This is a genomic window from Shewanella pealeana ATCC 700345 (assembly GCF_000018285.1).
Taxonomy (GTDB): Bacteria; Pseudomonadota; Gammaproteobacteria; order Enterobacterales; family Shewanellaceae; genus Shewanella; species Shewanella pealeana.
This window is the reverse complement of the sequence record NC_009901.1, coordinates 3,284,235-3,299,879: the sequence shown is the minus strand read 5'-3', so window position 1 is coordinate 3,299,879 and position 15,645 is coordinate 3,284,235. Positions and strand designations below refer to the sequence as shown.

The window sequence follows — 15,645 nt, the reverse complement described above, 5'->3', positions numbered from 1 at the left end:
AAGCCAAAACGATGCACCACGGCGATTATAGGCAATAAAAAACCCGCATGAAGCGGGTTTTTTGTTTTAACTAAAACTATGTTCTACAAACGGTAGCTCACGCTAAGCATGATCAAATGGGCATTATAGTCGTGGCTGTTGCTGCCAAAACTCAACACATTCGAGATACTATCAGGCGCGATGTCATTTGCTGCATCGTTGTCTTTGTAGTTTTCCATCTTATAGTCTAGGCGCAGATCCATCTTCTCTGTGGCTTTGTATAAGGCGTAAACATTAACGTTATGCACTTTAGCGTAGTAATCACCGTAGTCGCCAGTAATGCCCTGAGTGACTTGGGTGTTACTGTTCGAGTCTGAGTAAGTGTAATCAACACCTAAGCGAAGCTTTTGCTCCATTAGGTTGTTGTAGCTAAAGCCTGCACCGAGAACATCGACTTGATCTTCAACGCTGCCATACCAGTTTGGTGCACCAAAGTTGCTGCTACCTGCTTGCTCTGAATCTATGTTCTGACGGTTGTAAAATGCCGTTACTGTCACGTCATCATTGATGAGGTAACTCACACTCGCGTCATAACTCATATCTTTCGATTCAGTTAAGCCGATTTGTGTTTCGTTATAGTCATCAAGTGCGTAACGAGCACCAAAATCTAACGTTAAGCTATCGATTGGGCTGTGAGTTACACGAGCTTCAATTTGAGTACGCTGTCTGTCAGCAAGGTTGTACTTGCGAAGCAGATCGTTTTGCTCACTCGATGTCCACTCAGACGCTTGGTAAGTAGAACCGTCACGTTGACCGTAACTACCTTTGATCCACATGTTCCAGTTAGCAAAAGCACTTAGCTGGTACTTAGCCCATAAGGTGCTTTCGTCAGTGGTTTCACGGTCTGAATAGCTACGCTCATCCTTACGGTAGTCATAACCACCTTCAAGCTTATGACCGCGCGCTAGACGGTAGTCTGCACCAAGTTTAGCTCTATGAGTGGTGATGTCGTATGGTGTGTTGTAAGCCGCTTGACCCGTTGTTGAGTCGATGCTGATCTGTGTCCACTCTTCAACATTGGTCTTGTTATCACGGTCGCTATAATCATAGCTTGCGTTTAAACGTAGCTGACGATTGATACGAGACACAACCTTAAGGGTTGCACCTTGAGTATCGACTCGACCATCTAGCGACTCAGTTGGCATTTGATAGCCATAACCCGATGTGCTGAAGTCTTGATCTTGGGTCATCTGACCGAAATAGACTCGACCATTCATGATAGTGCGACCAACTACATACTGGCCAAGAACCGAAACGGTATGCGCTTCGTTATCAGGATCCAGTGACATATAACCTGTGGTTTGTGCACCAAAGGTTGGGCTGAACGCATTATCATAAGACAGTTCGCTGTACTCATTCTTAAAGATTGAGCCGTTATAGTTCACTGCCGTATACCAGTTGTCACCAGCAAAGCGAACGCCCGCTTCAACGGTATCAGTGGTGTAATCAACAGGTTCAGCAAGCATCATTGACTGATTGTAGAAGCTGCCCGATGCTTGTTTAAGACCTGTTTTGTCTTCACGTTGATAATTAACGTAAGTGCTCCACAGTGTCTCACCTTGGTACTCGAAACCTAAGCCTGCGCGTTTACGCTTAAGCGAAAGCTCAAGTGGATTCAGACTTGAGTACAAGTTGGTCATGTCTTGCGTGCTGCCGCCATGAACCCAGTCACCCGGTAGGGTAAGGTCATCGCCACCAATACCTTGATAAGGGCTCATCGCTTTATCGGTCTTGTAAGTAGCGATTTGACGGTAGTTTAGGTTCAAGTTGTATTGGCCAGCTTTACCTGCGTTGATCTCGGCGCGGCTGTTTTCCATGCCTAGATTGTCAGCTTCGATAGTCGCTTGGTAGCCATGTTCGCCAGTGTATTTTACATCGGCGTCAACTTTACCGGCAAAGCCATCTTCGGTGGCAAACGCATTAGCCGAGCGAATATCATCGCTGTCGCTATAACCTGCACCAATACCTACTGTGCCTGATACGCCTTTTTCGACTTTACAGTTCTTACAAACCCACTTTTCGAATTTTACTTTTTCAGTATTCGCATTTTGAATACCGTAACCGTCAGCAGCGATAGCCGCGCCAGATAACATTCCGGCGTTAGTTAGCAAAGCGAGCGTGACCAAATTTAGTTTGAATTTCATCTTCTCGTCTCCTTAGCGCTGAAGTAGCTTGCCAGATGGATGGTTAGAACCATGGATCTGGTTGTGACAGTTCAAACAGCTACGGCCGCCAGTCATGGCATTGCCGCCAACAGAAGAACCTTGTTCAGTGTTGCCAAATAGTGCCTGACCGCTATGCGCAGAAGAGTGACACTGTTGACAAAGCTGTGGAGCACGAGTTTTTAGCATGCCTTCGTTAACGCTGCCGTGTGGGTTGTGGCATGTCACGCAGTCTTCAGTAACGGGTGCATGCTCCCACAGTTTTGGGCCGCGCTTCTCCGCATGGCATGAATAGCAAGTTTCGTTAACGCTAGGCTTAACAAGATCGGCGTCGCTCATGGTGCCGTGTGGATTATGACAATCGCTACACACCATTTGCGCCCACTTCATTGGGTGGCTTGAACGCTTGTTCATGTCAGCTTTTTGCTGAGTATGACAGCTAGTACAAACTTCCATTTCAGTGTTTTTAGACAGCACAGGATCTTTAGCTGTGTGTACAGAGTGACAAGAAGCACAAGCCACATCTGCATTGTCATGGTGTCCACCATTCCAATCCATACGCTTGTCGTCTTTATGACAGCTCATACAAACACTGTTTTGCAGCTCTGGAGCCAGAGTTGAGTCTGGACCAAAAGCGATCATCGGCTCGTTACCGCCGCGGTTATGTTTACCCATAGGGCCGTGACACGCTTCACATTGAAGGCCAGCCATTGGGCTCTTGCTTGAGTCAACAGCGCCGTGAACGCCTTTGAACAGGTCCATCACTTTTTCAGACTTGCGGTGACACATAAGGCAAGAGTCTGCACCTTTTGGTGAGTACTTACCTTCAGCAAATTTCTGATCTAACGTAGCTTCGACTTCATCAGGAGTCATCTTGGCATCCCACTTAGAAGCAGTGGCGGTTTGAGCAAAACCAAGAGACAGTACCGCCGACGCCATTAAGGCCGGTAGTAAGGTTTTTAATCTTTTTGTGATCTTCATAATAGCTTCCTAAACTTGCACAATTTTGAAGAGAAAGTGGGGGAGAGGCCTCCCCCTTTTTTCAACACTCTTGGACTCAGGTGGTTAACACTTGAGTCCATTTGAGTTGCGCAAATTACATCTTCACAGAAGTGTGATCGTCTGCAGTTGGCTTATGGCAGTAGAAACAAGTTTCTAGCTGAGCTGCATCGCTAATTTGTTGTTTTGTCATTTCAGAGTTATTAACAATCGCGCCTTGGCCTTCTGCGTGGGCTTTAAAGCTGTCTAGGTTGTAACTATGACAAGACACACAAGTCGCAGCGATAGGTGTGCTGTATGCACCGCTAGAAGTTTCTATAGCACCTTTATTTTTGAATGCATCACGATTGAAGTCGCTATGGCACTGATCACAATTCATGCCAGCAATAACTGCATAGTCACCTTGTTTATGCGTTTTATGAAGTCTCATTTCAAGTGCTAGTGAGTTACCAGAATAACCAACTCCGTCTGGCGTGTGACAAGTTGCACAAGCATCAACGCCAACAACTGTTTCACCATCAGCATTTTCACGGCCAAGCTGTTCTGTCATCACAAAGCCTGCATGGTACTTCTCATGAAGTTCCCATTCTGTGCCATGACAGCTTTCACACGCTTTGAAGTTAACTGAATCAGTATGACGTACGCTTGGTGCCTCTCCAGATAATGTGCCATGTGCCATAGCAGCCTTCACACTAGTATGTGACACACCTTCTTCACACTTAACAGCTGTCTCACCATCATTACATAGAGATAGACCGATTAAAGTGAACGCGGTGTCAGTATCTGTTTTAGCATCACCGTAAGGTAAATCTTTAATTACCGTTACGAATTTACCATCAACAATATCCGCCTCGGTTAAGTTAATAACAACTTTCTCGGTACCGTTTATTGGATTAGGCTTGTAACCCATGATTGGGTAATTAGGACCAACATTAGTGATGGTTTCTAGTTGTTCGATTTTGTCCACAATAGCTGTTGCATCAATTGCAGAGCCCGCTGCATCAGTAATTGTCACACTTAATGTGGTATCGCTACCGGTGTCAGTTTTTACTGCAGTTAAGCTTGCTACCATCCCATACTGCTCGATGAAAGCTTTCTTTTGAGCAAAGCCTTCGTTATGCAGCTCTTCAGTCCAGCTCGCACTATGACAAGCGATACAGTTTGAGTTGTCAGCTTGTTGAGAGTGGCCCTTACCAGCGACAAAGTCGATGCCTGTATGACAACTTGTACAAGTTTCCATGGTTGGAACGCTTGACCAGTTGCCCCATTCAGTTAGCTCGTTGCTGTCTTCGGTTGGTGCTATGTGACAAGTTGTACAGTTATCTTGAATTAAAGCATATGCCTTTTCTGCAGATTCGTTTTGCTTTTCATCATCAGGTAGGTGTGCTTCTTCAATGTTGTTATGAACATTGTGAATAAGGAAGTTATAAGCTACGTGTGGCTTACCTTTTTCATCGGCCATTTCTTGTGTATGACAAGCAGCACAAGTTTCAGAAGAGGTATAACCGTGGTAAATCTTCTTGCCTTCAGCATGACATGAGGTACAGCTTGCTGTCGCTACGACATCTTTAGTGTATGTTGCTTCATAGCCTTCACCTGAGAAGTCTTGTGACAGCTCAGTGCGTGGCACACTTGTTTCGCCATCGGCGAGTGTTGAAGCGCTGGCGATGACGTTATAACGTTGAGTTAGCTCAGAGTTATAACCTTCAACTGGAATAGTGAAGCTGTAGTTACCATTCTTTAGATCTACAGGCTTTAGCTTCTCAGCATCATTACGAGGTGAGCTATAAGTGGCTTGCCATTCTGCACTGTTACCCGCACCCGTAGCGCCTTGTGGGATAAGCTGTACAACTTTTTTCACTTCAAGCGCAGTTAGACCAACTACAGGCAGGTCTTCTTCGTTTGTCGCAAACACATTGATTGTTGGAACGCCATCGGTATAAGTAACGTCAGTCACTTTTAGGTTAAGCGTGTTGATGTAATCAGCAGCCGGGCCACCAGGGTTGCCAGAATTACCGTCGTTACCATCGTCGCCACCACAGCCTGTAAGGGCCATAGAGACAGCACCAGCTGCTAGAAGCAGCGCAATTTTAGATTTATTCGTATTCATCATTTTTTTCCCTGCATAGGTTTGGCACTGTCTTAAACGTGTGGTTCGATTTAGCGAGACCGACTGTAATTTTTTAATTGCCGCTTAAGTCAATGCTGGAAATAAGATTCCCCAAGGAAAGGCTAACGTAATGTAGGGCTAAAATCTGCATAACAGGTGCTAAGATGTGACTTAGATCTGCCTATTTCTAAAGAGGTATAAGAGGGTGGGCCAAAATGCCATGAAAGTTGAAAAACTTGGCCTTATCCGGGTGATAAGTGTAATAAAAGTTTTCAGCTCTAGTTGGCAATCGTTTCTCAGAACGAGACTGTCAAATTGCAAATAAAAAGGGAGGCTAAGCCTCCCTTTATGATTAAACGGTAATGAAAATTAATCGATTAATTTCTAGTGACCGTGTGCTTGCATTACTTGTTCTGGAGAGTGACAAGTCGAGCAGCTTTCATTTGCAAGACCAGCCAGATTGTCTACTGATGCAGGTTTTGCTTTATCTGCGCTGTCAGCATCTAGTACACCACCGAAGCTTTCGATGTGAGCACGAGTAGACTCTTTAAACCAAGGATCGGTTGGACGGTGACAAGTTAAACATGCACCAGCGTCTGATGAAGCCCAAACTGCTTCGCCTTCAGCGTTAACATCTTGCCAAACGCGGTCTGCTGCGCGTCCTAACTTGATGCCATCTGCCGTATGACATGTAGAACAGTCAGACTTCAGAATCGTGCCAGAACCTTTCAGGTAGTGACCGTCAGCTTTATGCGCTTTATAGGCAAAGCTTGTTGGTACATTACCACCCCATTTATTTAAACCTTTGTCAGGAGTATGGCACGCCTGGCAATTTACACCGTTGTCAAAGTGCACGATCTCTTGATTGTGGCAACCCATACACTTAGCGCTATCGATGATTTCACGACGTTCTTTAGCGGCTTTAGTTGTGTCAGTACCATTCCAAGTGAAGCGTAATGGCTCATCTTGAATATAGGCGTGAGATGTTAACAACTTAGGGCTATCTGGGTTCGTTTCATCATATTTACATGCGATAGGCTCAACCAATGGACGACCGTAACCGCCATCTTTGAAGCAAGTGGCTACAGCTGCATATAGTTCAACACTCTTACCATTTAGCTCTTCAGGAAGAACTAACTTAGGATTGTCAACTGAACTATTGACGCTGAACGTTTTAGTGTCAGCGTTATAATCTTTGACATAGGTTAGAGCAAAGTTTCTTGAACTGTATTTAGTACTATCGGTGTAAGCAGGGTAGTCCTTTTCAATATCCCAAGAGAAGTAGACGCTAGATTTCGTGTGTGAGCTTGGGTTGGCGATAAACTCTCTAGCTACCGGCTCATCTTTTTCGTTAAGAATTTGCACATCGAAAGTCAGTACACCGTCTGTTACTTTAACATCGGTAAATTTAGCTGAATAGCCTTGGCTTTCTTTGTAACGCTTGGTTGCATCGCCATGAGCTTCTTCGCCACTTCTAGCGTAGCCGCCTTCAACGTGACAAGACATACAGTTTGTGCTTGAGTGCATTTGAGAAGGTTTTTCGGTGTGACAACCGATACAAGCTGTGTTGCTCAAGTCAGCTGTAAATAGGTCTGCGTCAGCAGGTGCACTTTCGCCTTCAACGTGACACGCTGCACAATCAGCTGCAGGGTTTTGTGGGTATTTAACATCACCGTAATCGTGTACACCACCTTTGTAGCCAATGACTTTGTAAGGCGCTGGAACCATGCCTTCAGCTGTGCTGATCATTCTGTCACTACCTTTATGAATCGCATGGATCATGTAGGTAAAGTCGATGCTGTTGCCCGTCTCTGGATCACCTGAAGTCGCTGTATGACAAGAGGCACAGTTTTCTAGGTCGATGCGCTTACCACCATGGAAAGCAAGGCTTTCTGGTTGGTGACATGTGTAACAGGTTTCAATTGCAACCACGTTACGAGTTTGAATGCCATCTGTCATACCTGTAGATGGCTGCCAATCGAAGTGTGCATTTGCAGCAATTTTCTGGCTACCACGTTCAAGCTCAAGCTCAAGTGTTGCACGCTGTGTGTTTTCGGCGTTGAAAGCCACAGTTACAGGTGTGGTTACATCGGCGATATTTTGCTTAAACGTGTAGCTGTAAGAGCCGTCACCGTTATCAACGAAGCAAGTTTCACAACTTGAAGCAGCACTTTCTACATTCGCTTGAAATTGATTAGATGGTTTGATGTTTGAATCATCTTCTGGAGCGTAGTCAGGATTCGGAGTCTTCTCTGAATTGATATAAGCTTGCCACTGGAAACCTCTATCAACTTCAGTTTCACCCATCAATTCTGTGATTTGAGATAACTGGGCGATGCCAAAGTTGAGTTCAAGACCTTCTTTAGCTAAATCTAAATCAATAATAGCTACACCATTGTCATTCTCAAGTTTGAAATCAACAGTTACGGTACCCGCATCAACTGTCGCGTCAGTCATAATTGCGTTGATACTTTTCGCATTATCGATGCTTACGCCGATAACACCATCGTTACCATCGTTACCATCTTTGCCATCGCTACCACAACCTGTGACTGCTAAAGATAGCACTCCGGCTGTAAGCAATGCTTTTGAAGCAGCGCTTAGATTAAATTTGTTCATCATTTTATGTCCCTGCAATAGTTTTTAATCATCACTAACTGCAGGTTTTATATGAGAACAACTCTCATTTAACCGCAATTAGTGTGTGGAATTTTATTTCCAACACTAAGGCTATCTAAGAGGGAGATATTTAGCAGGTGTTTTAGCCCCTTTATGTGATTGAGATCTGACTATTTCTTTAGGGGTATATAGAAAGTGCCCATTTTAGGACTAATTTAATTATCGATTAAGAATCACTCTTCAAAAAACAGTCATTTGTTGTACAGGTGTTAAACAGTTTCTGTTTAAGTTCTCGCCGTTTTATTGGGTTGTTTTTTCTTTTTAAATCGAATAGATAATCAGCAGGTTTGTGCTTGGTAAGCTTGCTTTTTTTAAGGCATAAAAAAAGCGAGAAGATAACTTCTCGCTTTTGGGGACACTCTTTAACATTAGCCCTTGTTCAAGGCATATGCTTAAGGTTATTTGTAGTTAGTCGGGTGCACCTTGTCTACCCCGAAAGATTTCCCTTCAGCGTGACAAGTTGCGCAGCTTTCACTGCCTAACTGGTAACTGCCTTCACTACCTTGATATACACCGCCATTTGATTCGAAGTGGCTGATGACTGCACTATTTCCTTCAGCAGTTGGTGCGTGACAAGAAGCACAAGCGGCTACAGTTGGAGAGTAAGTCCCATCCTTAGAAAGCGTTGGAGGAGTATCAGCTAGGTTAGCTAATGTTAACTGCCCTTGATCATGACAGGCTGCACAGTCTGCTGCATCTGTAGGATAGGTGATATCACCTTGAGTTTTATCTCGTCCATTACCTGAAGTGTATTTAGCACGATTGTCTGAATGAATACCGTGGATCATAACCTTGAAGTCAAAGCCTTGGCTGAAATCATAGTATTTGTGGCCTGGAGCGCCAGTTCCGTTGTGACAGGCTACGCAGCTACCATCAGCTAAGTTAACTGCAGTGTTAGGCTCTGCCGAGTGACAAGTACCACAGCTATTGTCTGGTGCGCGATCAGCATATTTTGCAATATGTGAAATAGAGAAGTCAGCTTGCTCACCATGACAGGCTGCGCATTTTTCTTCTGAGGCAACAATGGGGCGCATATTGATACTGCTACCATCTACAGAGAAAGAAGCTTTGTTACCTTTTACTGCAAGTTCAAAATTGTATGGATCGCTTTCTAAGCGTTCGCAATCAATCGTTGCTGTAGGAGCTGGAACTCTTTCGCTGCCTTGTGCGCAGACCATCAACTTGCCATCAATGAATCCCTGACCTAAATCAGATATTTGAGTGTGTATACTATCTGAAGTAATCCCGCTGATCGTGTAGGTTATAGAGCTTCCTTCAATAATTGCTGCTAAGTTTTCATTGCTCTCTAATCCAGTCAGATTCATTGATATTCTTGACTCTGAACGTCCCAAAGGCCCGTTGTCAGGTCTAGGACCCATAACAAGTTCAATACCATCGAAAGCCTGAATGTTGATCCAGAAAGCATTGATAGCGCTGTCTTCATGTGGAGGCTGCTCGCGATCCCAAGTTAGCGTAAACTCAAGTGTGCCTGCTTCAGCATCGAATACACCATTACTCAACTCGTAAGCATATTGCTCACGAACATCTATAGTCTCATTGGCTTTAGCCATATGGAATATAGCCGCGCCTTGCGGATTACTATCGTCGGCATGGCAGCTTGAGCAAGACTGATTTTCAAACACGCCACGAACATCTGCACCTTCTACACCATCGAGCTCTGGTGTTGCATAGTAGTGAAAGTAGTTACCGACAAAGCCGCGATCTTTGCTTTCTCCTGGTGGAGTGAGCCACTCGGCATTATTGACCGGATTGAAGTCGGCCATATGACAAGATGCACAGGCTTCTTGGCGATGGAACTGGAAGTTTTCAGCTTGCGCTGGAGAGTGGTTCTCATTGATATGGCAGGTCTGGCAATTACCCATATCGGTTGGGAAAGTGGTGCCAGTGTAATCATGTACACTACCGCCGTATCCTGCCATGAGGTAAGTGCCGTCATGGATGCGATGCAGCATTGAGCCAAAGTCAATGGTCGCGCCAGTTTCAGGATCGCCAGAATAGGAGGTATGACAGACTACGCAGTTCTCAATTTCAATGCGTTTGCTGCCATGCATCATCAGTTTTGATGCTGCAGAATCATAGTCATCGCTATGGCAGCGGATACATGACTCTTGTAGATCTACAAGGTTACGAGTTTCATCAGCTTCGGAAGCACGATCGAGTGCAGGCACAAAATCATAATGAGTGTTAATCAAAGTGGCAGCGCTAAATGTACTTGTTGGTTTAAGCTCTAATGTGACACGGTGTGTGAGCTCTGCATTAAACTCTGTATTGACTGCTTCTATCTGCTCATATTCTGAAAGTGCTTTTGAAAAGGTATAGCGGTAAGTGCCATGCTCTAGCACCTCAATACATTCTGTTTTACAGCTGGTCTCAATGTTGGCTTGGATTTGGTCGCCCGCAAGATGGTTGTAACCCTCTGGAATGTGCTCTAAGTTGGCACTCTTCACCGTGTTAATATAGCTAGTCCATTGAGTGGGTTTTACTCCTTTAAACTGTTCAGGCGTAACAGGCTGCCCTAAAGCATGCATGTCACGCTTTTGCAGTGCATCAAGCTTAGCGATACCAAAACCTAAAGTGTTAATGTCATCGAATGACTCTAAGCCAGATACCACTACGCCGTTGGCATTTTCCAGTTTAAAGTCAACCGCAACAATACCGTCGGTCACTGTGGCATGGAGGATATTGGCTTGCAAGCTAGTGGCTTGTTGGATATCGACACCTATATTGCCATTCTCACCGTCTTCACCATCTTTGCCGTCACTGCCACAACCCACAAGTGCTACTGAGAGCATACTTAGGCCAATGGCTGATTTGACAGCATATTTAATTTTATTTTGATTCATCATCATTTTTCCCTGCATAGGTTAGCTGCTATGAGGTTTATACCTCTTTTAGCATGAGGGGGTTCCTCAACACGATCTTACCCAAAAGAGGTAGCCTTCTTTTAGATGAACAGGGTAAATGAGATCTGAACCCTCAGTGCAGGCTTTGAATGTTGATAAATGTTAAATTGCATTAAAAACAATGACTTAGCCTTGGCGTGTCGCTAGATTTAAGTTTGTATTAATTTTGAACAACTTAAAGTTAATGTAAGCTTAAAATTCGCACTTGATTTGGATGATAACTTGATTTACATCAAAAATGTGGCTGGCTAACAACTGTCAAAATTATCATTTTGTTTACATCTACACGAGGTGGGTGTTGCTCGTTTCTTGCGCAGTGTTTGTAGGGTGTTGGTTAAAGTTGGTTTTAATGTTAACTAAACCTGTTGGCTAGTCATTGCATTGAATTTGGCACAATAAAAAAGGAGGCTAAAGCCTCCTTTTATTTCATCGTCAGGCAAGTGGATAATTTAGTTGCCGTGGAGTTCCATTAACTGCGCTGGATTATGACAGGTCGAGCAGGCTTCAGCGGAGCGAGTATTCACATCTGCTGCACTCATGCCATCGAGAATACCACCGTTGGCGACAATATGGTTTGCACCTGAGTCACTTAAGTACTTTTGGTGGCAACTTAGACAAGCGCCTGCATCGGAAGAGACCCAAATATCGGTCCCGGTGGTTGTATCACCATAGCGCCACACTCTATCACTCGCTCGGCCTAACTGAATGCCGTCTGTGGTGTGACAGGTTGAGCAATCAGTTTTAAGTACCGTCCCCGATTGAACCCCAGCATATTTTAGGTAGTGACCATCGGCTTCGTGGGCTTTAAATGCATAGCTGGTTGGTTTTTTACCGCCCGGGTAACTATCATCGGTTTTGGTTGTTTTATCAGAAGTGTGGCAGGTCTGACAGTTATAACCATTGTTGTAATGATAGTTCTCTTGATTGTGACAGCTCTGGCACTTAGCTGCGTCGATAATTGAGCGGCGCATCGCGGCTTGCATGGTGTCATCAACACCTGAGCCTGACCAAACAAAGTGGTAGGGTGCTTCTTTTACGGCAACTGAGCGGGTCTTGTCTGAGCACTCTGTCATTTGGATCGATTCAACTAAATATCCGCCGCTATTGAAGCAAACTTCAACCGTAGACCAAAGCTCAAAGGTCTTGCCGTCAGCATCGCTTGGCATATCGAATGTGCTTGCAATAATAGTGAAGGTCTTAGCGGCGCTGTCGTATGTGCCGTCTTCAAGCTTGAAGCGGCGGTTTGAGTACGACGCGTCAGCATAAGCTGGGAAGTCTTTATCTGTGTCCCATGCCACTATGACGCGGGTGCCCGTTTCGATAAACTCAGAGCCAACAGCTTCGCCACTGCTGTCTTGGATTTGCACATCAAACTTCAGTTTACCGCTAGTATCTAAGCCTATATTGCTAAACATAACCCCCATGGCTTCAGCTTCAGTGTAGGCTTTTAATAAGTCGCCGTGACGTTTCTCAGCGCTGCCTGTGCCGCGATAGGTATCGGTTGAGTTATGGCAAGATACACAGTTAGTACTGCTGTGAGTTTGAGATGGCTTCTCTGTGTGGCAACTTACGCAAGCCGTATTACTGAGGTCGGCTTTGAATAGATCGGCATTCGCGGGAGCGCCTTCACCTTCAACGTGACAAGAGGCGCAATTAGCAGCAGGCTTTTGAGGGAACATCACCTTGCCATAATCATGCACGCTGCCGCCGTAACCAACTATTTTGTACGGTGCTGGCACCATGCCATCGGCAGTACTGGTTTCTCTGTCTTGGCCTTTATGGATGGCGTGGATCATGTAAGTAAAATCGACGCTGTTGCCACTTTCAGGATCGCCAGAAGTTGAGGTATGACAGCTAGCACAGTTCTCAAGCGCGATACGCCGACCGCCATGAAGCTCAAGGCTTTCTGGTTGATGGCAGGTGTAACAGGTTTCTATGCTTACCACGTTACGGATTTGAATATCTGTGATTGCACCTGTTGATGGCTGCCAATCATGGTGGGCGTTTGCCGTGGCTTGTGGCAACTTCAATTCCATCGTTACCCTATGGGTATTGTCTTCGCCATAGGTGATTGCCAGCGGCTCTGTCACATTAGCGATGTTCTGCTGGAAAGTATAAGAATAGCTACCATCGCCATTATCTACTAAGCAGTCTTCACAGGCGCTCGCAGCCTCAACATCGGCTTGATATTGTGGAGAAGGATTAAGGTCGCTGCTGTCATCCGGCGGGGTGCCAGGCTCTTTAAGGGCATTATTGTAGGCTTGCCATTGATAACCTCGGTCGTATTCGACTTCATCGATGGTCTCGCTGACTTTAGCGAGTTGGGCGATGCCAAAGCGCAAGTCATTGTCTTTATCTAGGCCTAATACAGCAACGCCATTTGCGTTTTCAAGGTTAAAGTTAACCGTGACCAAACCGTCTGTCACGCTGGCTTCGGTAAACTGCGCCTGAATGCTGGAGGTTGAATCAATATCAACGCCAACGACACCATCTTTACCATCAGCGCCGTCATTGCCATCGCTACAACCAAAAAGCAGGGCTGAAGCGGTGATCGCAATTAAACTCAGTTTTAAGTGTTTAATTTTCTTATCCATAATTTTGCGTTCCATTACTTTGTAATTAGTTTTGTAATTAGTTTTGCCACTTGTTTCTGGCACTAATTATTTGCGTCACAAATCGTTTCTCATCACAAAATGTGCAGCCCTAAAGTTTGATGTTTAGGGCTATAACTTTTTATTTTATTGGGTGAACCTTTAACACATCGACCGCTGCGCCTTGTCCATGACAAGTTGCGCAGCTTTCGGTGCCTGCGCTGGCGTCGGCCTCGGTCCCCTTAAATACGCCGCCTTGTTGGGTCATATGGGCGTTTGCAGAGTCACCTAAGTGACATGCACTGCAGATGGCCGAGGCGGGACTGGTGAAGCTGCCATCATCAAAGGCAAGAGGCTGCACGGCTGCGTCGAGGGGTAATGCTGCCGTTAATATGTCGGCATCATCCGTCGTATGGCACTGTGCACAGTTACCAATATTGCCTGGGTAGTTAATATCGGGGTAACTCTCTCTCGAGCCTGCATGTAAGGTATGGGCTAGATGCTTATAATCAGCGGTTGATGCCGCAGGATTTGCTGCGGTCGCATCCGCAACCATATTAGGGTTGTGGCAGAGCTGACATTGACCTTCAAGATCGTTGCGTGAACCATGATAATTCAGCTGTTGATCGCCATGGCAACTGCCACAGGTTTCATTGGTGACGACAATTCTGCGACCAAGCTCCGTTATGGCTGTGGCACTAAAGTATTGATGGCTGGACTTTATCGTCGTTGTGGAATCTGTATCAGCACAGTCTGCTAGCATGGATTCAGTGCTACAAAGCTTACCTTGAAGGGCGAGGGCGCCTTTATCATTTGCAGGATCTGCACTTAGCGTTAGCCCTGAAATTTGATAATGGTAGACACCGTTACTGCCTGAGAGCGGCGTTGTGTCCTGTAGCTTTATCGATTTGGCACTACGAGTGGTGTAATCCACACTAATGCCGAAGTTGGCATATACACGAAGATCGTCGATGAAGTTAAGTTTGTCGGCACTGTCTACATAGACCTCATTGGTCGCAGGATTTGACAGTCTGACAGCGAAATTTACCGCATCGCCAACGAGCTCAGCACTGACCACTTCAGCGTTAAACTGACCAAGTACCGCATCGCTATCAGCTTGGCTGTGAGCACTCTTAGTCCAATCTGAATTATGACAAGCTACGCAGTTACTGTTATCCACTTGAGTTGGATGTCCTTGACCCGCAGGAAAGTCGATATTGGTATGGCAGCTGCCACAGGCTTCCATAGTCGGCACGCGCGCCCAGTTCATGTTTTCGGTAAGCGCTTCATCTGCGACGTGACAAGTTTGACAATCGCCCAGCGATACTGGAAAGCCTGTAAGGTGTTTGGTGTGAACCATGGGGGCGAACACATTACCTGGATTGCTGACTTTATCTACATTGTGGCAGGTGACACAGGTCTCTACTTCATTGTACTTGCTGCCATGAAAAGCCAAGTCATTATGACAGGTGTTACAGCTGCTCATTTCGATGAGGTTGCGGGTGTAGGCTGGCTCACTGCCTTTATCCTGCCAATCAAAATGTTGATTGGTGACGGGCAGAGCGGTACCGTCGGCAAGACTATCTCCGCCAACTTTTATCACCACACGCTGAGTGGCTCCTTGCATATAGCTAACGTCATTCATGCCATCGAAAGCACCGCTAAATGTGTAGCTGTACTTACCGTTTTTATGATCGATAAACTCGCCATCACAGCTGCTCGAGCAAGACTCAGAGGTAAAGTATTGCCACTGACTGGCATTACCCGCATTAGTATAACCTTGAGGAAGAAGCTGCGCCGCAAGATAAGTGGCAGATGGAATACCAACAACGGGTTCATCTGCTTCATTGGTAATACGATAATTCACCGTTGCAATACCAGAGTCGAATAGCACTTCATTGACCGAAATGTTGAGGCTGTTAATTTCGCTGGCAGGAGGGCCGCCAGGTTCGCCAGGATTGCCGGGTTGAGCATCGTCTCCGCCACAGCCTGCTAACATAGCTATTAGCGCAAGTGGAATCGTTTTTGCTATTTTTGCTATTAGTGATTGAGTGACTCGTTTCATATTGATGTCCTTGAATTCCTTTTTATTGACTTGGCTGTTGCTCGTAGCTCAAAGCTATCGTTGCTAGCTCAAGGCT

7 protein-coding genes are annotated in these 15,645 nt (G+C 45.5%); all 7 read right to left on the bottom strand.

Annotated elements, in window-relative coordinates:
* Positions 1-83: 83 nt before the first annotated feature.
* The 7 genes from SPEA_RS14305 to SPEA_RS14275 all read right to left on the bottom strand — a co-directional run bounded on the left by SPEA_RS14305 (position 84) and on the right by SPEA_RS14275 (position 15,569).
* Positions 84-2,183, bottom strand: coding sequence for an MtrB/PioB family decaheme-associated outer membrane protein (locus SPEA_RS14305; RefSeq protein WP_012155926.1), 2,100 nt, complete (start codon positions 2,181-2,183; stop codon positions 84-86).
* A 12-nt stretch (positions 2,184-2,195) separates the two neighbouring features.
* Positions 2,196-3,182, bottom strand: a complete 987-nt coding sequence (locus tag SPEA_RS14300) for a DmsE family decaheme c-type cytochrome (RefSeq protein WP_012155925.1) — start codon at positions 3,180-3,182, stop codon at positions 2,196-2,198.
* A gap of 115 nt (positions 3,183-3,297) precedes the next feature.
* Positions 3,298-5,313 carry an OmcA/MtrC family decaheme c-type cytochrome gene (locus SPEA_RS14295; RefSeq protein ID WP_012155924.1) on the bottom strand — a complete coding sequence of 672 codons (2,016 nt, stop codon included), beginning with the start codon at positions 5,311-5,313 and terminating at the stop codon, positions 3,298-3,300.
* A gap of 381 nt (positions 5,314-5,694) precedes the next feature.
* On the bottom strand, positions 5,695-7,932 hold the full coding sequence (locus tag SPEA_RS14290) for an OmcA/MtrC family decaheme c-type cytochrome (protein ID WP_012155923.1): 2,238 nt from the start codon (positions 7,930-7,932) through the stop codon (positions 5,695-5,697).
* Positions 7,933-8,387: 455 nt separating this feature from the next.
* Positions 8,388-10,859 (bottom strand): OmcA/MtrC family decaheme c-type cytochrome, encoded by a 2,472-nt coding sequence (locus tag SPEA_RS14285; RefSeq protein WP_150102234.1) that lies wholly within the window; start codon positions 10,857-10,859, stop codon positions 8,388-8,390.
* Positions 10,860-11,362: 503 nt separating this feature from the next.
* On the bottom strand, positions 11,363-13,522 hold the full coding sequence (locus tag SPEA_RS14280) for an OmcA/MtrC family decaheme c-type cytochrome (RefSeq protein WP_012155921.1): 2,160 nt from the start codon (positions 13,520-13,522) through the stop codon (positions 11,363-11,365).
* 124 nt (positions 13,523-13,646) lie between these two features.
* Positions 13,647-15,569 carry an OmcA/MtrC family decaheme c-type cytochrome gene (locus SPEA_RS14275; RefSeq protein WP_012155920.1) on the bottom strand — a complete coding sequence of 641 codons (1,923 nt, stop codon included), beginning with the start codon at positions 15,567-15,569 and terminating at the stop codon, positions 13,647-13,649.
* Positions 15,570-15,645 lie beyond the last annotated feature (76 nt).

What these genes read in the sequence shown, in the direction of transcription:
- SPEA_RS14300 (WP_012155925.1), bottom strand. Translation starts at nt 3,182, where the DNA reads ATGAAGATCACAAAAAGATTAAAAACCTTACTACCGGCCTTAATGGCG.
- SPEA_RS14305 (WP_012155926.1), bottom strand. Translation starts at nt 2,183, where the DNA reads ATGAAATTCAAACTAAATTTGGTCACGCTCGCTTTGCTAACTAACGCC.
- SPEA_RS14280 (WP_012155921.1), bottom strand. Translation starts at nt 13,522, where the DNA reads ATGGAACGCAAAATTATGGATAAGAAAATTAAACACTTAAAACTGAGT.
- SPEA_RS14290 (WP_012155923.1), bottom strand. Translation starts at nt 7,932, where the DNA reads ATGATGAACAAATTTAATCTAAGCGCTGCTTCAAAAGCATTGCTTACA.
- SPEA_RS14275 (WP_012155920.1), bottom strand. Translation starts at nt 15,569, where the DNA reads ATGAAACGAGTCACTCAATCACTAATAGCAAAAATAGCAAAAACGATT.
- SPEA_RS14285 (WP_150102234.1), bottom strand. Translation starts at nt 10,859, where the DNA reads ATGATGATGAATCAAAATAAAATTAAATATGCTGTCAAATCAGCCATT.
- SPEA_RS14295 (WP_012155924.1), bottom strand. Translation starts at nt 5,313, where the DNA reads ATGATGAATACGAATAAATCTAAAATTGCGCTGCTTCTAGCAGCTGGT.